Origin of the sequence: Acinetobacter sp. 226-1 (assembly GCF_030329325.1) — a bacterium.
GTDB lineage: Bacteria > Pseudomonadota > Gammaproteobacteria > Pseudomonadales > Moraxellaceae > Acinetobacter > Acinetobacter sichuanensis.
In genome coordinates this window covers 578,523-597,708 of the sequence record NZ_JACANU010000001.1, presented here as the reverse complement: position 1 = coordinate 597,708, position 19,186 = coordinate 578,523, and the positions used below count along the sequence as shown (strand labels likewise).

Sequence of the window (19,186 nt, the reverse complement as noted above, 5' to 3'; positions counted from 1 at the left end):
TTGTTTATAAATTTTAGGATAACCAATAAATGAGTTCAGTACGCCAACAAAATTTTCTTTTACGCAAAGAGAAAATTTTAACGATGGCAGAAGCATTGTTACTCGATAATAACCAAGATATTACGCTTGCAGAGTTGGCAGCCGAACTTGATATTGCCAAAGGCACCATCTATAAACATTTTAAAAGTAAAAACCAACTATATTTAGAGCTGATTATTTTAAATGAAAAGCGTTTATTAGAAATTTCTCAAGCTTATCATCATGATATTAAAGTTTATGTGTCACAGTACATGCTTTATAATATGCTCAATTCTAATCGCACGATTTTATTGCATGTGATTGAAGAACGTTTAACCAATAATGAACGTAAACTCAAAGAGTTATTTGAAGAACTTTATCATATTCGTGAACAACGTATTTTAGAATTAAAAGATCTCTTTGGCGCACACCTCAAAGCCTTAAACAGCACTATGTCTATTCGTGATTATTTATCATATATTTGGACTGTGACCTATGGTGCTTCACTACTGTTAAATTCAACCTATTACCAAAAGTCGATTGGCTCACGTGAGCGTCTAATTAAACTATATGTTAATCAAGCACTTATGACACCAGATAAATTAACAGATGTAGAGCATCAGACTGAATAATTGATCAAACATCATGATCTGAATTTAGTAACTGACTGGGCAATGGCATTGAATTTACCTGACTAAAAATTTCATAACACATATGTCTTAACCATTGATGACTGGTTTTATGATGGCAAGACATATGCCAATACTGTTTAATCGAGTACGTTGGAAATGAAATTGGTGCAGGTAAAATTTGCAAATTACCACGTGATAATAGAACCTGACTCAAATAATAAGGCACTGTTGCGATAGAGTCTGTGTCTTGCACAACCAAACCCACACCTAAATAACTTGGAATTCGCATTAAAACATTACGTTTTAAATCTAAATTTAAGAGCTCATTGGCAATATGGTAATGTCCAACGCCTGCATCAATATCAATATGTGATTCACTCAAATATTGCTCAACTGTAATTTTTTGCTCACTTAAACGAGGATGATCTTTTGATGCAATCACAACATAAAACTGTTCAAAGAGTTTTTGTTGATAAAAACCATTTTCTAAATGAGGCAAAAAACCGATTGCTAAATCAATTTCACCATTTGCCATTTGATAACTGGTTTCAGATGTAATGGCTCTAACATTCAGTTTGACATGTGGTGCATGTGCCTTTAAGTATTGTGAAATTTTAGGCAATAGTACTAAATGTGATACATCCGTCATGGCAATCGTAAATTGTTGTTGAGATGCAGATTGATCAAAATCAACACTAAAATTATTAATAATTTCAACTTTGCTCAGAGCTTCACTTACCAACGGATAAAGTTGTTTAGACAACTCCGTTGGCACCATTTCATTACCAATACGCAAAAATAAAGGATCGTTATAATGCAAACGTATTTTATTCAGGATGTTACTCACCGTTGGCTGACTCATTTCTAAATGATCCGCAGCCAAAGAGACGCTTTTAAATTTATAAATATAATAAAAAATACTGAGTAACTTACAATCCAGTTCAAACACGAATTTCAATCTCACCTTTTATTTTGACTTAAGAAAAAACCTGCCACGACCATTTATGGGCAAGTCTATGATCTACTTTTTTTCGTCACTTTCCAATGCTAAAACGTATTCTTCATCTTTTAAAATATTTTTTTGCGTGTATTTGTTCATTTTTATTTCAAAATAAAAAGGGTACATCTAGCACTGCACCCTTCATCTGTACACCAATTTATACACCAACGATCATTTCAGCTTATTCAGCAACAAATAAATCTACCATTAATTCATCTTCTGAGTCTGCATAACGATAATTTGAAAAATCACAGACACCTGACTCACGTAAAATTTCTTCATCAATCATTAAACGCCCTGTAATACTACGTTGTTGACTGATTAAAATTTGATAAGCTGCATCTGCCATAATATTTGGTTTACGCGCTCGACTAAATAACGCCTTTCCACCCAAAGAAAATTCAACTGCCGCAGTTGAGATTATTGTTCTTGGCCATAAAGAATTTACACTAATACCATAATGAGCAAATTCTTGATTCATTCCCACAGTTAACATACTCATACCATATTTGGTAATGGTATAAGGCGCATAACTCGCAAACCATTTTTCATCTAAATTTAAAGGAGGTGATAAATTTAAAATATGAGGATTTTCACTTTTCTTCAAATAAGGTAAAGCAGCTTGACTACAAACCAATACTGCACGTGTATTAATTTGATACATCAAATCAAACCGATTAGGGTCTAACATTTCTACGCCAGATAGCTTAATCGCACCTGCATTATTAATCACAATGTCAATACCACCAAAATGTTCAGCAGCTTGTTTCATTGCTTGTGCAACATTGTTTTGATCACGTACATCGACTTGTATTGCTAAAGCTTTTCCGCCTATCGCCTCTACTTCTTTTGCTACTGTGTAAATTGAGCCACCAAGTTTTGGATGTTCTTCTGTTGATTTAGCAGCAATCACAACATTTGCACCATCTTGTGCAACACGTAATGCAATTTCTCGCCCAATTCCACGACTTGCACCTGTAATAAATACTGTTTTTCCTTGTAATGACATAATTTTCCTCAATTCATTATTTTTTTACCTCTTGAATGTACTGTATAAAAATGATCATCCATAGGATCAAATCTGCCAAAGTGATTTTTTCCTTAACAAAATGACCAATTTAATGAAACTCCAGAGTCAGTTAAATAAATTGTATAATTCACAAAAAAATGTCTTTTTTATTTTTCTATGCATACAGCCAAGCTCAAAAGCATTGTTTTTATTCCAATCTGTTAAATTAACTTTATATATAACTTAGTCGCTTTTTCTTTTCTGCATAAATTGATTTAAACGTGGTGATGTTATCGTGAGGCGACATGGATGTCGCCGTTGAGCACAGGTAAAGGGACTTAGCTTGTGCTCAACAAAGGATTTTTGTCACTTTTTATCCTTGAAAAGTGAGGCATTGACTACGCAAAGCAATTTAAACCTTTCAAAGTATGTTGTGTCTGTGCAAACCCATAATTTATATTATCTAACTTTAATCAAATGGTATTATTTCACATAATAAATTCAACAAACGAATATTACAGTTAAAAAAACCTCGCCAAAGCGAGGTTTTCAGTTATCTATTGGATCTTGGATAATTAATAAATTACCATGTGGTTGCGGTGAATCATTTCCAAAGAACGAGCTTCACCTAGTACTTGATGTACTTTATCAGAGGCTAGACCTTTGACAATTTCGGCAGAACGCGAACTGAAATTGACGCGTCCAACCGCAATCCGATGTCCTTGCGTATCCACACATTCAACCACATCGCCACGATCAAAATGCCCTTCAACTGCTTTCACACCCACAGGCAACAAACTACGGTGGTTGTCTTTGATGGCTTTTACTGCACCATCATCAATCACTAAACGCCCTGCTGTTTGTAAATGCGCTGCCAACCACTGCTGATGTGCAGTAACGCGATCATCATCAGTAATAAACAATGTACCTAAAAGTTCACCTGACATTAAACGAGCCAAAACATTGTCACTTTCACCGCTCGCAATGAGTGTTGGGCAACCTGATTTCGCAGCTAAGCGAGCAGCACGCACTTTGGTCAACATACCACCGCGACCAAACTTACCACCACCACCTGCCATATCAAATAATGACTCATCCATTGCACGAACAGTATCGAACAGTTTTGCATTTGGATTTGAGCGAGGGTCTGAGTCAAACATACCTTGCTGATCAGTCAAAATAATCAATAAGTCAGCATGTACCTGCCCTGCAACCATTGCCGCAAGCGTGTCATTATCACCAAAACGAATTTCATCGGTAGAAACCGTATCATTTTCATTAATCACTGGAATCACACGCCAATCAATCAAATTTTGCAAAGCATCACACGAGTTTAGATAACGACGACGATCCGCCAAGTCATCATGAGTCAATAACACTTGTGCTGTTTGAATGGAATGATTTTCCAAAACACTTGACCATGTTTGGATCAAGCCCATTTGACCAATGGCAGCACAAGCTTGCAGACTGGGTAGATCGGTGGGTCGGTTCTCTAGCTTCATGCGAACCATACCTTCAGCCACAGCACCTGATGACACCAAAATAATTTCGTGTCCAGCATTGTGTAAATCTGCAATTTGTTTCGCCCAATGCGAAATTGCATTCAAATCTAAACCTTGCCCATTTGCTGTGAGTAATGATGATCCGATTTTAACAACGATCCGTTTTAAAGCCTTGAGCTGACGTTGCCCATCTACCACTTCTATCATCTTGTCCTCAGTCTTGATGTTCTAAGCAGATATTGTCCTCAATATCTTTTTTAGAAATTAGCGTACGTAGTACACTTCCATTTCCCCATCATCACCATCATCGTCTTCGTCATCTTCTTCCAACATACCTGCTAGGCGTTGTTGACGACGCATTTCACGATAAGCTTCTTTTGCTGCGATGGTTTGTTCACGTGTTTCAACTTCAAGCTGATCACGGAATGCTTTAACTTCTGCTGCATACTCTGGATCTTCAAGCTCACGCTCACGTTGTTGCTCAATCTGATCCATGAGGTAATACACAACAGGTTTTGTGCCTTCAGACATTAAGCCCGAAGTTCTAAATACAGGACCATCCCACTTAAGCTCATCCAGAATATGTTGACACCATTCTTCACGAGTTTCTTCTGCAAGTTGGTCAATCTTATTGAGTACTAACACGATTGGTAATTTTGCTAAAGTTGGTGAGAATTTTTTTAATTCTTCCAAAATGGCTTTAGCATTATATGCAGGGTCAGACCCATCAATTGGTTGTACATCAACAATATGTAAAAGAATACGAGTACGTGCTAAATGTTTTAAGAAACGAATTCCTAAACCTGCACCTTCTGCTGCACCTTCAATTAATCCTGGAATATCTGCCATGACAAATGAACGGTGACTGTCAGCATCTACCACACCCAGATTTGGCACCATCGTGGTAAATGGATAATCTGCAACTTTTGGTTTTGCTGCTGAAACAGCACGAATAAAGGTTGATTTACCCGCATTTGGCATACCCAGTAAGCCAACATCAGCAAGTACTTTAAGCTCTAAACGAATTTCACGAAATTCGCCTTTGATGCCATGTGTGCATTTACGTGGAGAGCGGTTCGTTGATGATTTGAAATGTGTATTTCCTAAACCACCATCACCACCTTGAGCAACAAGGACTTTTTGACCACTTTCAATAAGGTCACCAATAATATCGCCTGACTCGGTATCTACAATTGTGGTACCTACAGGAACTTTTAAAATAACGGTTTCACCGCCACGACCAGCACAGTTTGCGCCAGCACCATTTTTACCACGCTCAGCACGAAATTTACGGGTATAACGGTAATCTACTAAGGTACTGGTATTGTCGTCGGCTTCGATTAATACACTACCACCACGACCACCATCACCACCGTCTGGACCACCAAAGGGTACAAACTTTTCACGGCGAAAACTGGCTACGCCATTGCCACCGTCGCCAGCCTCTACGGTAATGACTGCTTCATCAACAAAGCGCATGCTGCCAATCCTCTAAATACTTTAAAACCGTATATTCTGCCATATTTTGAAAAAATTCTCGAATAGTATTCTTCAGCATTACATGAAATTTGCTTTATTTTGTTGATTTTCTAAAAACCATGCATAAATTTTCATAAAAAATAAGACTTTTATATCAATCTAAAATCAGGCTATACAAATTTTACCGATTATTTCTTTTCATCAACATTTTGTTTCACTCCATCATTTGTAGTTTATAAAGTTAAATTATAAAATCTGCAAAACTTTAACAATGAATACGCTATTTCAAAGGAACTCTCTATTGTCTATTGTCCAAATCAGTGCTGCGCTTGGACCCGCAGAATGTGAACTCGCAGTAAAATACACCCTGCAAGAAATGCAAAAAGAATCGAAAAATCAGAATATTAAGTTTGAAATTATTGAATCCAATGAAACCAAACATGGTTACTCTTCCGTATTAATCAATATTGATGACAGTACACAACCTTGGCTTAACATGTGGTTAGGAACGATTCAATGGACGTTTCAGAGTAAAATTCGTCCCAATCATAAACGTAAAAACTGGTTTGTTGGCATTAGCCAATTTGCCACACCACAACAACTTCCTGCCGATGATACGATTATTTTCCAAGCTTGCCGTGCTTCTGGTGCAGGCGGACAGCATGTGAATACAACAGATTCTGCCATTCATGCCACACATATTGCCTCAGGTATCAGTGTCAAAGTTATGTCTGAACGCAGTCAACATGCCAATAAACGCTTAGCAAAAGAGTTAATTGCCTTAAAGTTACAGCAACAATTAGAAAATCAACAAGCAAATCATAAACAAGCACAGCATTTACAACACGCTTTAGTAGAACGAGGAAATGCCGTTCGAAGCTTTAAAAAGTAAAATACTCATTCAGGAAATACATGCAACAAAAACAATATTATCTTGAAAGTTTAGAAAGTGAAATTTTAGCCATTGCGCCTATTCAAAGCTTAGATGACATTTTAATTTTAACCCAACTTGGAATTCTTTATAGATTTTCTCTTATCAAACAAAGCTTAACTAAAATTTCCCACATTCAACTTACACCGCTCAATAAAAGCAATTAAGCAATTCCCTAATACTTTGCCGCAAAAGCATTATCTAAAACGACGGAGTCTATACACTTTTTAAAGTAAAATAGTCATTGAAACACATTATTGAAAAATTCTTCCTTGAGGTATTTTGACTTTAAACAAAGTAATTTTTTGCTTTCGTACATTAAAATTGCGTTGATTAATAGCTTCAATAAATTCTACACCTAATTCAAATACCTTATTTTCTAAATGATTGATTATTGTTGTAATTAAGACTTATCTAGAGCTTGTTTATTGGCTAAAATTTCAGGTAAATTTCTCTCAATCCAGTCCAATAAGTAGTTTAATTTTTCTGCTGCTTGTGCCCCTAAAAAAGTCAGTTGATATTCCACTCTGGGCGGTACTTCAGGATAAACCGTTCTTAAAATAAAACCATCTCGCTCTAACGTTTTCAAAGTTTGAGCGAGCATTTTCTCACTGATTCCTTCAATTTTTTTTCGAATCTCACCAAAACGATGGACACCTGTACTTAAGCAACGCAGCACTAAAACCGACCATTTACTTGTCAAATGTTCCAAAATTTCACGTGAAGGACATTCACTTGATAAAACGTGACCAATCAGATGCGTGAGTGCATAAGTGCTCATTGAATTTTCTCTTTATCGTAAATAACTTACTTTTATGCATCTACTTACATTAAGTAAGTTTAATCATAATAATAGTAGCATCAAGTTTAAAAAATCACCATGATTAAACATATTATCTTTTGAGTATGTCATCTTAAAAAATAAAAAAGCCATCATCAAAATATTAAAATCTACGCTTTTAATGATGACTTTTCTAATATTTAAGGATGAATATTTTTTATTGGTAAATCAATTTGCAAGTCTAAATCAGCCAATGACTGACGCTTATCGTTATACATCGTGGCATTAAACTTCGCAATTTTCTTCATTGTGATCGGGTCATTGATATTTAATACAGGCTTAAACTTATGTTTTACATATAAATTTAACATTTCATTAAACTCAAATATAACCGTACCACTAAACATAATTTTAATAGGCAATTGATAGGTTCTCTTTAACTTAAATGGCACCTCTAAAGACACAGGAATATCAACTTTTATCGGAAATTTGGGCAACAATTTACTTTGATACACTAAATCTGTACTTGTATCTAAAGGCATCACCGTATTAATTTTTACCACGGTATCATAATCAATATCTACAGAAATTGGTGTTTCCACCACAAAACTTAAATCTGCCAAATAACGCCCTTCTAAAGGCAAATTAAGCTGACGATCAATATTTAACTCTGTATCCAACCTCCCTATTGCTTGAGTTTCTAAATAATTCCCAACATGAATTTGTGTTGGCAATGAATCAGATAACTGAATTTCGGCATTGTGTGCTGAAACTTGCAAAGAAGCTTGAACATTCAAATATAACCAAAACAATACTGCAACCAACAATACAACCAGAATAAAGCTCAAGATCAGTGTACGTACAGAATTAAAAATCATACATTACTCCTGCGCCTGTGATGCAGGTTTAGAAGCGTCTGAATGCAGTTCAGGGGTCTGTTCATTTTTAGATAAACGAATGCTATTTAAAGGAATTTTCAAATCACCCTTTTGAATTTTAACAGGTAAAGTGTTTTTTACATCTACTGTTGCATCCAAAGTTGATTTGATTGGTACATTTAAATGACCTTGGATTGGAATATTCGTTTTCAATGTTGCATTTAAAGGGATATTTAAATTTTGTTTTAAAACTGTACGTACAGGCGCATCAAATTTCAAATGTACCCTTTGATTTAACGGTACTTGCAAATCAATCGGAACATCTATTTTTATTGGAATAATCCCCTTTAATGGCAAAGTAATATCTTTCCCTAAGACCCTCACCTGTACTTTCGTATCGATTGGCATATTTTGGTCGACTTTTAACACTTCTTTTACAGGAATAACCGTTTGAATAGGGACTTGGTTATCAAAATAAACATGTGGTGTTAAAGTTTGAGTGACAGGTAAATTTAGTTTTTCATTGATTGGAATTTCAGCATTTACACGACCAGAAACATCCACATTTAAAGCATCATGGATTTTAACTTTTGCTTGCAAAGGTTCTTTTAAATCAATATTTACAGATTGATTTTCAAGTGGAATATAGATATTAAAATGCTTAAATACCCAAATCGCAATCAATACACCACATAACGCAGCAAAAATAATAAAGAGTAATCCACCCAATACATGTTTCGTTTGCAAAATTCTTCCTTAAACTTAATATTTGTTTTCCAACATTCTAGCGTTTATGTGATGCTTTTAACGTTTTTTTATGTGTGGTAAATGTCCATTTGTTCACAAATCATGCTATTTTTCATCATTTTTAATTCAGCGATAATAAAATACCGTTCTTATTTTTATCAAGCATAAAAAAAGAGGCAAAAGCCTCTTCTTTATGAGTCTGAATTTATTCAGGTTTTGTCAATTCTGTCATCGACCAACGAGGTGTTGTCGTCACAGACAATCCATCCTGTTGCCCTGCTTTTAAACGCTGATAACCCGCAAATGCAATCATTGCGCCATTATCAGTACATAAAGCAGGTTCAGCATAATAAACCGTGGCTTTAATTTTCGCCAAATCAGCTTCTAAACGCTCGCGTAAACGCTTATTTGCACTTACACCACCTGCAATGACAAGTGTCTTCAAACCAGTTTGCTTTAATGCTTTGACTGATTTTTTCACTAAAGTATCTACTAATGCTTCTTGAAATGAAGCTGCGATATCAGCATCGCGGTTTTCACCTTGCTCTAGCTCCGTTTCTAATTTTTTTAACTGCACAGATACTGCTGTTTTTAAACCGCTAAAAGAAAATTCTAAACCTTGATGCAACATGGGACGCGGAAATGCAAAAGCATCTTTATTTCCCTGTTCTGCCAATTTAGAAATATTTGGACCGCCTGGATAAGGAAGTTTCAACATTTTTGCAACTTTATCAAAAGCTTCACCAGCCGCATCATCAATAGACTCGCCTAAAATTTCATACTCACCAATGCTATGCGCAGCCATGAGTTGGGTATGACCACCTGAAACCAACAAAGCGACGAAAGGAAATTTTGGTGGCTGTGCTGATAATAATGGCGCCAACATATGACCTTCCATATGATGCACACCAATTGCAGGTTTATTTAAAGCAAAAGCTAAAGTTCGCCCAAATAAAGCCCCTGTCATCAGTGCACCCATTAGACCTGGACCACGTGTATATGCGATTGCATCAATCTCAGACTTTTTCACATCGCTTTGTTCAAGCAATTGATTAATCAATGGAATGAGTTTACGTACATGATCACGTGAAGCAAGTTCAGGTACAACACCGCCATATTCTGCATGCAGTTTAATTTGACTATAAAGTACCTGTCCTCTTAAGCCAACTTCACTGTCATACAGCGCCAATCCTGTTTCATCACAGGAAGTTTCTAAGCCAAGAACGATCATTAAACTGCCTTTTACCCGTATCAAAATATTGCTGAAGCTATTATAGACTTGTGATATGAGATGTAAATGAGTAAAATACTGACCTTCACTTGTGATCAAGGGTAATTTAGCCCTAGATCTTATCCATAAACCAATGAGGATTCTTCATGCCACAAGTTAAATTGAAAGAAGGCGAACCAGTAGACGTAGCTATCCGTCGTTTCAAACGTTCATGCGAAAAAGCAGGTGTTCTTGCTGACGTTCGTAAACGTGAATTCTACGAAAAACCTACTCAAGAACGTAAACGTAAAAAAGCTGCTGCTGTTAAGCGTTACCAAAAGAAATTGGCGCGTGAATCAGTACGTACTACTCGCCTTTACTAAGATTTATTTGTGAATGATTGACTGACTGGACAAAATTAATGACTACTTTAAAAAACCAAATCACTGACGTTTTAAAAGCCGCTATGCGCGCTAAAGAAATGGATAAGTTAACGGTAATTCGTGGTCTACAGGCAGCAATCAAGCAAATCGAAGTCGATGAGCGCATTGAGCTTGATGATACTCAGGTTCTTGCGGTCATTGAAAAGCAAATCAAACAACGCAAAGAGTCGATTAAAGCCTTTTTGGGCGCTAATCGCGAAGATTTAGCTAGTAAAGAACAAGCCGAAATTGAGGTTTTATCTCAGTTTCTACCTGAAGCTATGTCAGAGGACGAGCTTGATTCTCTCATTGCGCAAACAATTGAAGCGCAAGGTGCTACTAGCATGAAAGATATGGGTAAGGTGATGAATTCTCTACGTCCGATCATAGCCGGACGTGCCGATCCTGCACAAGTTTCTGCTAAAATCAAAGCAAAACTCGCTTAAGTACTTATATTTAAAAATCTTTTTTGTTTGATTTGGTCTATTTAATTCACTTCAAAATCGTTATTTTGCAATGAAATAATATTAGCAATTAAATAGCCCAAAATCTTCTAGCAATCATTTTCTATTTTAAATCACACTGAATATTATACTTTTTCACAATTTGCATTTCTGGTGAAGTATTTACCTTAGAAATAATATCTTGTTTTGTGATAGACATATATGATGGTGGTAAATTTGCACGGTTTTCATCTGTTGTTTTATACATATCGTCTACATATTGTTTAACTATAGCGCAATACTGAACTTGTTGTTGTGCATTAAATGCGGTAATTTGCGGATCTAAACTTCTTAAAAAAGACTTCATTTGACTCGTATATTGTGTTGATATTTTTTCCACATCTCGCACATAACGGTCTGTTGCAGCTGCAACTGCATTTTGTATACAACCTAGTAATACAATTACAGTCATTATTTTTTTCATAAACATACTTCAAAAATTGAAAGATTACATTAGTGCTAAGCCTAACTTTTTCTATTGAAAATAGATATTTATATTTGTTACAAAGTGAATATTCAATAAAATTATATAGCATTATATACGCATTTTTTGCTCATCCTGCATGACTTTTAAACGCGCTTCAATACGTGAACTCATCGCATTATTTTCTTTAGCTAAACGCTGTGCATGCAAAAGAGATTTAATCGCATTTTCCTCATCACCTGACCAATATTGCGCTTCAGAACGGTAACGTAAAACATTGACTGTGCGCATTGGATTATTTTTATCAAGATTTGCGGCTTGTTGTAAAAGTTGCCAACCTAAAACATCCATTTTATTTTTACTGACAAAACGATTGATCAAGCTTTCTGCCTCTTTACCTTTGTTCTGGCGAATATACACTTCAGCAAGTTTATAACCCAAAGCACGGTTTTCAGGCATGATCCGTTGTTTGCTAATAACAGCATTATATGCATCTTCTAATTTATTTTGACCTAAATAAATATCTGCTTGAAGTAAATGTAATAAGCTATGATCAGCATCCATAGCGCTTGCTGCATTTAAATAATTTTGCGACTTTCCATAATCTCCTAGTTTTAAATGATAGGCGCTCGCAGCCAATAAGCCTGCATAACTTTTTTGCTGTACTAAATTATCAAGTTGTTGCTGCGTGGCTTGATCTGAAATTGCTGCGGTATACCATTTAATAATCTCAAAGTCCTGTTGATGCTGATTAAATAGTACACGTGGAAATTGTTGGGCACGTAAACGGGCTTCGCTCATACGTTCAGTTGTGAGTGGATGCGTAAACCAAAAATCTGGTAGAAAACTTAAACGACTTGTTGAACGATGCATTGTTTCAAAAAAGTCAGCCATACTCTCAGGATTATAGCCAGCACCATACATAAATTGCATTCCTATACGGTCTGCTTCACGTTCTTGATTTCGGCTATAACTGAGTTGCTTGTCAAGTAATGCAGCTTGTGTACCTAACATCACCGCCGTACCAACATCACCATCAGCCTGAGATGCAATTGCTGCACCCACAATAATGCCTGCTAGAGCCAGTAAACCTTGCCCCTTAAAAGCCTCTTGAGAACGACTATAATGACGTTGTGTCACATGTGCAATCTCATGTGCCATGACACCAACAACCTCATCCATACTTTTTGAGGATGTTACCATTCCTGTATTCAGTGCAAATAACCCACCAGGTACAGCAAACGCATTAATTTGCGGATCTTTAACAATGACAAGCCCTATAGGCGTTCCTACTTGTGTTTGGCTTAAAATTTTAGAAAATACCAACATAAATTGGTCTTCAAGCCATGGATCTTGCACGATTGGCATTTGATGTTGAACTTGGCGATAAACTTTCTCACCAATCATCTTTTCTTTTTGTTGATCAATTAAGCCCACACCACTACCAATTTCAGGAACTTCAAACTTTGGCGCAGTGGTGGGATAAAAGTTTTCAGTCGCCTGTACAAGACAACTGATACTTATCCCTAATATCAACAAAATCTTTTTCAATACCATGCTCTAATCAATACTTTTCATCACTATAGCATTGGATCTTGAACAAATTCGAGACAAAATGTAGCAGTTTTTAAACTACTTTCTAAAGTCCAAATTTCTCATTAACAACATAATGTGGTACTCGTCCTTCTAAAGCCTTAACTAGATTTTGATAGGCTAAATGAACCATTTTTTGACGGGTTTCTTCTGTTGCCGATCCAACATGTGGCATTGTCACAACATTATCTAATTCAAATAATTCAGAGCTTTGTAAAGGTTCTTTTTGATAAACATCTAAACCTGCTGCAAAAATTTTCTGTTGCTTTAAGGCTGTGATCAAGGCATTTTCATCTACAACTGAACCACGTGAAATATTGACAAATACAGCATGTTTTTGCATTAAATCAAACTCTTCTGCACCAATAAGCGCTTTTGATTGTGCATTTAAATCCACAGCAACGATCACAAAATCAGATTGTTGCAATAAATCTTTTAAACTGCGGTATTGTGCATTTAACGGCTGAGCCAATTCTAGTTTTTCACGACGATTATGGTATAAAATATTCATATTAAAACCATAAAAACCACGACGGGCAATTGCCGCACCAATATTCCCTAAGCCAATAATTCCCAGTGTTTTACCAAAAATATCCTGTCCAAATTGAGCCGAACCCACTGTACGTGTCCACTGACCTTGTTTTGTCCATTGATCTAAACTAGGCACTTTACGTGCTGCACTCATTAATAATGTAAATGCCAAATCTGCTGTTGTTTCTGTTAACACATGGGGTGTATTACTCAGCCAAATTTTCTTTTGATTTAAATAGTTAAGATCATAATTATCATATCCCACACTGACCGATGAAATAATTTTTAATTGTTGTGCAGGTGCTAAATTGCTTTCATTTAACAAACGCCCTGCACCAATCATTGCATCGGCATCCACGACATGTTGACGAATTTGCTCATTGACATCGCCCATCTTAGGATTAATGACAACAACTTGATATTGCGCTTCTAACTTACTTAAAATATCCGTATCAATTTTACTAAATACCACAACTTTTTTTTGCATCGTACTTCCCTGCGCCTAGTCAATATTACTCATCTTTGCCTTACTTTGCATAAAACCCCACAAACGGCGTTTTAGCAAAGGTTGTGCTAACATTTCCGCTAAACTGGCTAATTGGATACTCTCATCATTCTGTAAATAGCCAATAGAGCCAAGTGTTAAAATCACTTTATCTTGTTTCAAAGCAGCTAAAAAACCTTGTATATAAATTTGAGCGCCGCGTCCATCTTGAAATTGTGTCAGTGGAAATGGCCATTTTAATTCAAAGTATTCCCCACTCATCGCATTTTGAATATTCATCCAAAGTTGCTGTTGTTCTGCTTGTATATGAGTAGCATCTACGACAATTACACAGCTTTCTAAACAAAAAGCTTGTAACTGGAAAGGCTCAACTTTACTTTCTACAATCGTGTCTTGTTGTGATACAAGCACAGGCTCAGCAACTTCAGACGCGATTTCTCGTGAAACGATATGTTCTGGAACATTTAAAATTTCACTTTGAACTGGCTCTTTTTGCTTAACTTGCTCTGGCTCAATTTTAAATTGCACATCTGAAATGATTTCTTTTGCAGCAGTGTCTCGATATAAAGTCTTTGGATATTGGCGCACAGGCACACCCTGCTTTGGAATCCACAGATCTATTCCAAGAGCAGCTAAAATATTTCGCTGATGTTCCTGCACGTTTACATTCATCACATTATTCAATCTTTAATTCAGCACATATTCTACCGAGCTTTGCACATTTTTGCTGTGATTTCTCTTCGTCCGCTCATTAAAACAACAAAGCATTTTACCCATAGAATTCAATGTATTAGTGAATGAAAATAAACCATATCAAATCTAGATTGATTTTAGATACATTCTAAATAATCATGATGCTATTTTTCTTTTGCATTTGATCCACAATTTCTTCAGTTTCAAAACCTAAACGCCAATACAATAACTCTAAAACATCTAACTCATCTTGAGTAATGATGCGATCATGCCACAAACAAACTTCTGCAACACCCAAAATACTCAAACGATCTCTTAATAATAAGCCTGCAATATCATTTAAAATTTCACTTAAATCAATTGGTTCATCTGAAATTTCACGAAATAATTCCAATTCTTCCCGAGTTAAAACACGTTGTAAAATGTCATATCGAACTTCTAATTGGTTTTCACTATTAATTTGCTGCACATGCAATAAAGCATCAATTAAACGCACAATTTGCGGCTTTACTGTTTCTAAAGAAGATGGCGTATGCATCGGCAATAAATGCAATTCAGCTTTTACACGCTCAATCAGCAAAGCATCCAGCAAACCTATTTCACCATCTTCTTGAATAATTTTAGCCAATTTAGTGACAAACTGACGTGCGCTTGTAGCAGGCATATTGCCCAAATTTGCACAAGCATCGTGAAAAATTTGAATATGAACACGACCATCTAAGTTCAACAATGAATCTACAATCGCGCGACTCACTTCCGCTGTTGAAGGAATAAACTCTCGATATTGGCGAATCATGAGAATCGCAACCATGACCTCACGAGACCCTGTCGAAGTTTGCATCGCTCGCTGTAATAAATCAGGACGTTGCATTTGTCGCCTAACTTCTGAATTTAGTGGCTTGATTGCGTCATTTAATGCAAAACTAATCGGTGATAAACGCATCAAAGGTAAAGGTTGCGGCGAAATCCACGGTGTATAACTTTCTGCACTCAACTCTTCTAAAGGACGCATTAATACAAAAAGAGGCTGACTGCGTAATTTTTTTAAATTTTCTATTTGTAAATCTTGTAATAATGTTGGGTTTAACTCATAAATACGATCTTCAATACTTGGATGAATATTCAACCAACTTTGTGGGCTTAATGAGTTAGCAAAACACATATGAGCAATGGACTCAGAATATTCACTATGAATCTGAGAACCCGCATGATGCACATAAATCCGCAATAAAGTTTGTATATTGGCATTATTTAACATCAAACGTTTTGCTTTATAATCATTATAAAAAGTACGTCCGCCCAGCGTAAAATATTTAATTAAACGAGAAATTAAAATCCCCATACTGCCAATCAGCCAAATCACACCGCCAATCGCAACGAAACTGGTCTCAAATTTATGACGTCGTCCTTTTTCGTAAACACTAAACCCTTGCTTCGCAATTTTACTTCCTAATTGACTAAAAGAAGTTAAACCACTATACAAAATTTTCAAACGGGTATTTTCCTTCGCTTCACCTGATAAAATTTGATTAAATTCATGTCCTAACAAGCCATAAAGCTCTAGCTCATCTAAGTTTTGTAAAGCTCCCCACGTTAAAATAATCACCGTATCTCGTGGATGCAAACCTGCTGTTAAAGCATTGACTCCCACCTCATCAGGTAAGACATAAATACTGGGCAAATCAATATCAAAATTTTGTGCTAATTTTTCTGTAATTTTTAACGCCACATTTTCTTCAGGCGTACTTTCAATCAAACTTAAACGGCGTGCTTTTAATTGTTTAGCAAGAGAATGCCCACCTTCTCGAAACACATAAAATTCATAAATAATTGACCCTAAAATAACAACCAATAAAGCCCCAACACACAATGGACTAAATGTATGCCAAAAAATAGACTCTAAAGGGTTAATATAATGAACCAATAAACCGAGTACAGTATTTAAAATAAAAATTGTAATCAGTACAGCAACTGAACAAATACTGGCAGACCACAGTATATTTTTGTTTTTTATTAAATAATGACTGACATCTTTCAATGTAAACATCCTCATTACATTGTTAAGCTATGGATCTCAATAAGCATTACACTAAGCTGATTGCTCAAACATCATAAAGTAAAAAAGCGGGAATTACCCGCTTTTTAAAAGTTTAACGCTAGATTCAGCATTAAGCCCCTTCTTTAATTCCACTTAGATCAACAGATGCTGCATCGATATTAACATCGATATAACCATCTTTTTGCTTTTTCGCCATATCACTACGGCTATTTTCTAAGTCAGTCAGATATTGTTCATCAATATCACCTGTCACATAAATACCATCAAATACTGAACAATCAAACTCTTGAACTTCAGGAACTTTATGGGTTTTCACTGCTGCTTTAAGATCATCCAAATCTTGGAAAATCAAACGGTCAGCACCAATAATTTCTTGAATTTCCTCAACAGTACGATGTGATGCAATCAATTCAGCTTTAGCAGGCATATCAATACCATACACATTTGGATATTTCACCATTGGTGCTGCTGAAGCAAAATAAACCTTACTTGCACCTGCATCACGTGCCATTTGAATAATTTCATTACACGTTGTACCACGCACAATAGAATCATCAACCAGCAAAACGTTTTTGCCTTTAAATTCAAGCTCTACAGGGTTTAATTTTTGACGAACAGACTTTTTACGTTGCTGTTGACCTGGCATGATAAAGGTACGACCGATATAACGGTTTTTCATAAAACCTTCACGGAATTTCACACCTAAAGCATTTGCCAATTCAAGCGCAGACGTACGACTTGTATCTGGAATTGGGATCACCACATCAATATCGTGCTCCTCACCCCAATCACGCAAAATTTTCTTCGCTAAGGTTTCACCCATTTTTAAACGTGCTTTATACACAGAAATGCCATCAATGATCGCATCTGGACGTGCAAAATAAACATATTCAAAAATACATGGGCGATAGCGAGAATCTTCAGCACATTGTTGTGAGAAAAATTCACCTTGCGAATTGATAAAAATTGCTTCGCCTGGTGCAATATCACGCTCAACTTTAAAGCCAAGCGCAGTAATCGCAACAGATTCAGAAGCAATAATATATTCTTTTTCGCCATTTTCAGTTAAACGTGAACCGTAAATTAATGGACGAATACCATTTGGATCACGAAAACCAACAATACCATGCCCTGTGATCATTGCGACAACACCATAAGCACCTTTACAACGCTCATGGACACGTTTAACAGTATGGAAAATATCTTCCGCTTTTGGCTCTAAAGTGCCACATTTTTGCAATTCGTGTGCAAAAACGTTTAACAATACCTCTGAATCTGAATCAGTATTCATATGACGTAAGTCAGTTTTGAATAAATCATCATGAATATCAGCAGCATTGGTTAAGTTACCATTGTGTGCAAGCGTAATACCATAAGGTGAGTTTACATAAAATGGTTGTGCTTCTGCACTGCTTGAAGAACCAGCAGTTGGGTAACGGACATGACCAATCCCGTAATTACCTAACAACGCACGCATGTGACGAGTATGGAAAACATCGCGTACCATACCGTTATCTTTTCTTAAAAATAATCGACCGTTATGACAAGTTACAATCCCAGCTGCATCCTGTCCCCGATGTTGTAACATCGTTAACGCATCAAATAACATTTGGTTAACAGGTGATTTACCGGCTATACCAACGACTCCACACATAGCTACCTCGCAGACCAGCTAGGATTAATAAAATGGGTTCTTAGTTGAGTGTGCTGAACGATCTTCTTGTGCTGAAGATCCATTCTTAGACTCAGTTTTTGAAGCATCATCAGAATGTGCCTCAGAATGAATATGGCTAAGTGCTTCATTTGCTGCTTCTTTAGAAAGCTCTGTTGCTAAAGGTGCATAAGGCAAAAGAAATTGAATCATTTTGGATTGTTTCCATAGGGGTGAAATTTCCACCCATGGTCCCACGCCTTGCATAGTTATGAGGACGATGAACAAACCTTTCAAGCTGCCCAGTGTCCCACCTGCTAAACGATTGAGCGGTCCAAGCTTAAAAGTCTTTAAAATTCGGTTGAGTAGCGCTGTTACAATCCATGTAAGAACAACAATAATTAATACAACAAAAGCAAAGGCAGCAATTTTTTGCACCACAGGATCTTGACTTAATATCGCCATGGAGGGAGCGAAAATAGCTGAATATTTTGCTGCAATAATCAGTGCAAAAACCCAACCCACTAAGTTCGCAAAGGCATTTATAAATCCTTTTCGCAAACCGTTTAGCCCTCCAATGAGCAGTAGTATAAGTATAACAATATCTATGGTGTTCAT

The 19,186-nt window shown here is 36.3% G+C and carries 20 protein-coding genes; 5 read left to right on the top strand and 15 right to left on the bottom strand.

Features of this window, described 5'->3' with window-relative positions:
* Nucleotides 1-29: 29 nt before the first annotated feature.
* Nucleotides 30-650 (top strand): TetR/AcrR family transcriptional regulator, encoded by a 621-nt coding sequence (locus HX124_RS02805; RefSeq protein ID WP_286377030.1) that lies wholly within the window; start codon nucleotides 30-32, stop codon nucleotides 648-650.
* A 4-nt stretch (nucleotides 651-654) separates the two neighbouring features.
* Here the strand turns inward: HX124_RS02805 and HX124_RS02800 are convergent, their stop codons facing one another.
* From HX124_RS02800 to cgtA, 4 genes are all read right to left on the bottom strand, one after another.
* The gene (locus HX124_RS02800; protein WP_107007307.1) at nucleotides 655-1,599 is read right to left on the bottom strand and encodes a LysR family transcriptional regulator; all 945 of its coding nucleotides are present in this window, start codon (nucleotides 1,597-1,599) and stop codon (nucleotides 655-657) included.
* 232 nt (nucleotides 1,600-1,831) lie between these two features.
* Nucleotides 1,832-2,659 (bottom strand): SDR family oxidoreductase, encoded by an 828-nt coding sequence (locus tag HX124_RS02795; protein ID WP_107007308.1) that lies wholly within the window; start codon nucleotides 2,657-2,659, stop codon nucleotides 1,832-1,834.
* A gap of 575 nt (nucleotides 2,660-3,234) precedes the next feature.
* A complete protein-coding gene (gene proB, locus HX124_RS02790) occupies nucleotides 3,235-4,368 on the bottom strand; it encodes a glutamate 5-kinase (RefSeq protein WP_286381870.1) in 1,134 nt (377 codons plus the stop codon).
* A gap of 57 nt (nucleotides 4,369-4,425) precedes the next feature.
* Nucleotides 4,426-5,640 carry an Obg family GTPase CgtA gene (gene cgtA, locus HX124_RS02785; protein ID WP_286381869.1) on the bottom strand — a complete coding sequence of 405 codons (1,215 nt, stop codon included), beginning with the start codon at nucleotides 5,638-5,640 and terminating at the stop codon, nucleotides 4,426-4,428.
* A gap of 301 nt (nucleotides 5,641-5,941) precedes the next feature.
* On the opposite strand from cgtA, the gene prfH reads away from it, so the two are divergent.
* Both prfH and HX124_RS02775 read left to right on the top strand, forming a co-directional pair.
* Complete coding sequence (gene prfH / locus HX124_RS02780; protein ID WP_107007311.1) at nucleotides 5,942-6,532, top strand: peptide chain release factor H; 591 nt, start codon at nucleotides 5,942-5,944, stop codon at nucleotides 6,530-6,532.
* A 20-nt stretch (nucleotides 6,533-6,552) separates the two neighbouring features.
* On the top strand, nucleotides 6,553-6,738 hold the full coding sequence (locus tag HX124_RS02775) for a hypothetical protein (RefSeq protein ID WP_286381868.1): 186 nt from the start codon (nucleotides 6,553-6,555) through the stop codon (nucleotides 6,736-6,738).
* A gap of 236 nt (nucleotides 6,739-6,974) precedes the next feature.
* Here the strand turns inward: HX124_RS02775 and HX124_RS02770 are convergent, their stop codons facing one another.
* The 4 genes from HX124_RS02770 to tsaD form a co-directional block, all read right to left on the bottom strand.
* Entirely contained in the window at nucleotides 6,975-7,352 is a 378-nt protein-coding gene (locus tag HX124_RS02770) for a winged helix-turn-helix transcriptional regulator (protein ID WP_286381867.1), read from the bottom strand.
* Nucleotides 7,353-7,552: 200 nt separating this feature from the next.
* Nucleotides 7,553-8,227, bottom strand: coding sequence for a hypothetical protein (locus tag HX124_RS02765; protein WP_286381953.1), 675 nt, complete (start codon nucleotides 8,225-8,227; stop codon nucleotides 7,553-7,555).
* Between the two features lie 6 nt (nucleotides 8,228-8,233).
* Complete coding sequence (locus HX124_RS02760; RefSeq protein WP_107007315.1) at nucleotides 8,234-8,977, bottom strand: MFS transporter; 744 nt, start codon at nucleotides 8,975-8,977, stop codon at nucleotides 8,234-8,236.
* A 205-nt stretch (nucleotides 8,978-9,182) separates the two neighbouring features.
* The gene (tsaD, locus tag HX124_RS02755; protein WP_286381866.1) at nucleotides 9,183-10,208 is read right to left on the bottom strand and encodes a tRNA (adenosine(37)-N6)-threonylcarbamoyltransferase complex transferase subunit TsaD; all 1,026 of its coding nucleotides are present in this window, start codon (nucleotides 10,206-10,208) and stop codon (nucleotides 9,183-9,185) included.
* Nucleotides 10,209-10,354: 146 nt separating this feature from the next.
* Between tsaD and rpsU the strand changes: the two genes are divergently transcribed.
* Both rpsU and HX124_RS02745 read left to right on the top strand, forming a co-directional pair.
* A complete protein-coding gene (gene rpsU / locus HX124_RS02750) occupies nucleotides 10,355-10,570 on the top strand; it encodes a 30S ribosomal protein S21 (protein WP_001136722.1) in 216 nt (71 codons plus the stop codon).
* A 38-nt stretch (nucleotides 10,571-10,608) separates the two neighbouring features.
* Complete coding sequence (locus tag HX124_RS02745; protein WP_107007317.1) at nucleotides 10,609-11,055, top strand: GatB/YqeY domain-containing protein; 447 nt, start codon at nucleotides 10,609-10,611, stop codon at nucleotides 11,053-11,055.
* 121 nt (nucleotides 11,056-11,176) lie between these two features.
* Here HX124_RS02745 and HX124_RS02740 read toward each other — a convergent pair whose 3' ends face one another.
* From HX124_RS02740 to HX124_RS02710, 7 genes are all read right to left on the bottom strand, one after another.
* On the bottom strand, nucleotides 11,177-11,536 hold the full coding sequence (locus tag HX124_RS02740) for a hypothetical protein (protein WP_107007318.1): 360 nt from the start codon (nucleotides 11,534-11,536) through the stop codon (nucleotides 11,177-11,179).
* A 111-nt stretch (nucleotides 11,537-11,647) separates the two neighbouring features.
* Nucleotides 11,648-13,087 carry a M48 family metalloprotease gene (locus HX124_RS02735; RefSeq protein ID WP_286381952.1) on the bottom strand — a complete coding sequence of 480 codons (1,440 nt, stop codon included), beginning with the start codon at nucleotides 13,085-13,087 and terminating at the stop codon, nucleotides 11,648-11,650.
* Between the two features lie 88 nt (nucleotides 13,088-13,175).
* Nucleotides 13,176-14,147 carry a 2-hydroxyacid dehydrogenase gene (locus HX124_RS02730; protein WP_286381865.1) on the bottom strand — a complete coding sequence of 324 codons (972 nt, stop codon included), beginning with the start codon at nucleotides 14,145-14,147 and terminating at the stop codon, nucleotides 13,176-13,178.
* A 15-nt stretch (nucleotides 14,148-14,162) separates the two neighbouring features.
* Nucleotides 14,163-14,837: a hypothetical protein gene (locus HX124_RS02725; RefSeq protein ID WP_286381864.1), complete on the bottom strand. Its 675-nt coding sequence runs from the start codon at nucleotides 14,835-14,837 to the stop codon at nucleotides 14,163-14,165.
* A 169-nt stretch (nucleotides 14,838-15,006) separates the two neighbouring features.
* Nucleotides 15,007-16,896 carry a M48 family metalloprotease gene (locus HX124_RS02720; protein ID WP_107007425.1) on the bottom strand — a complete coding sequence of 630 codons (1,890 nt, stop codon included), beginning with the start codon at nucleotides 16,894-16,896 and terminating at the stop codon, nucleotides 15,007-15,009.
* A gap of 130 nt (nucleotides 16,897-17,026) precedes the next feature.
* On the bottom strand, nucleotides 17,027-18,571 hold the full coding sequence (gene purF, locus HX124_RS02715; protein WP_286381863.1) for an amidophosphoribosyltransferase: 1,545 nt from the start codon (nucleotides 18,569-18,571) through the stop codon (nucleotides 17,027-17,029).
* 24 nt (nucleotides 18,572-18,595) lie between these two features.
* A complete protein-coding gene (locus HX124_RS02710) occupies nucleotides 18,596-19,186 on the bottom strand; it encodes a CvpA family protein (protein ID WP_286377018.1) in 591 nt (196 codons plus the stop codon).

Bases quoted from the DNA above. Each gene is read 5' to 3' on its own strand.
- HX124_RS02745 (WP_107007317.1), top strand. From the start codon at position 10,609: ATGACTACTTTAAAAAACCAAATCACTGACGTTTTAAAAGCCGCTATG.
- HX124_RS02775 (WP_286381868.1), top strand. From the start codon at position 6,553: ATGCAACAAAAACAATATTATCTTGAAAGTTTAGAAAGTGAAATTTTA.
- cgtA (WP_286381869.1), bottom strand. From the start codon at position 5,640: ATGCGCTTTGTTGATGAAGCAGTCATTACCGTAGAGGCTGGCGACGGT.
- HX124_RS02710 (WP_286377018.1), bottom strand. From the start codon at position 19,186: ATGAACACCATAGATATTGTTATACTTATACTACTGCTCATTGGAGGG.
- tsaD (WP_286381866.1), bottom strand. From the start codon at position 10,208: ATGATCGTTCTTGGCTTAGAAACTTCCTGTGATGAAACAGGATTGGCG.
- purF (WP_286381863.1), bottom strand. From the start codon at position 18,571: ATGTGTGGAGTCGTTGGTATAGCCGGTAAATCACCTGTTAACCAAATG.
- HX124_RS02730 (WP_286381865.1), bottom strand. From the start codon at position 14,147: ATGCAAAAAAAAGTTGTGGTATTTAGTAAAATTGATACGGATATTTTA.
- HX124_RS02805 (WP_286377030.1), top strand. From the start codon at position 30: ATGAGTTCAGTACGCCAACAAAATTTTCTTTTACGCAAAGAGAAAATT.
- HX124_RS02725 (WP_286381864.1), bottom strand. From the start codon at position 14,837: ATGAATGTAAACGTGCAGGAACATCAGCGAAATATTTTAGCTGCTCTT.
- rpsU (WP_001136722.1), top strand. From the start codon at position 10,355: ATGCCACAAGTTAAATTGAAAGAAGGCGAACCAGTAGACGTAGCTATC.
- HX124_RS02770 (WP_286381867.1), bottom strand. From the start codon at position 7,352: ATGAGCACTTATGCACTCACGCATCTGATTGGTCACGTTTTATCAAGT.
- HX124_RS02740 (WP_107007318.1), bottom strand. From the start codon at position 11,536: ATGAAAAAAATAATGACTGTAATTGTATTACTAGGTTGTATACAAAAT.
- HX124_RS02795 (WP_107007308.1), bottom strand. From the start codon at position 2,659: ATGTCATTACAAGGAAAAACAGTATTTATTACAGGTGCAAGTCGTGGA.
- proB (WP_286381870.1), bottom strand. From the start codon at position 4,368: ATGATAGAAGTGGTAGATGGGCAACGTCAGCTCAAGGCTTTAAAACGG.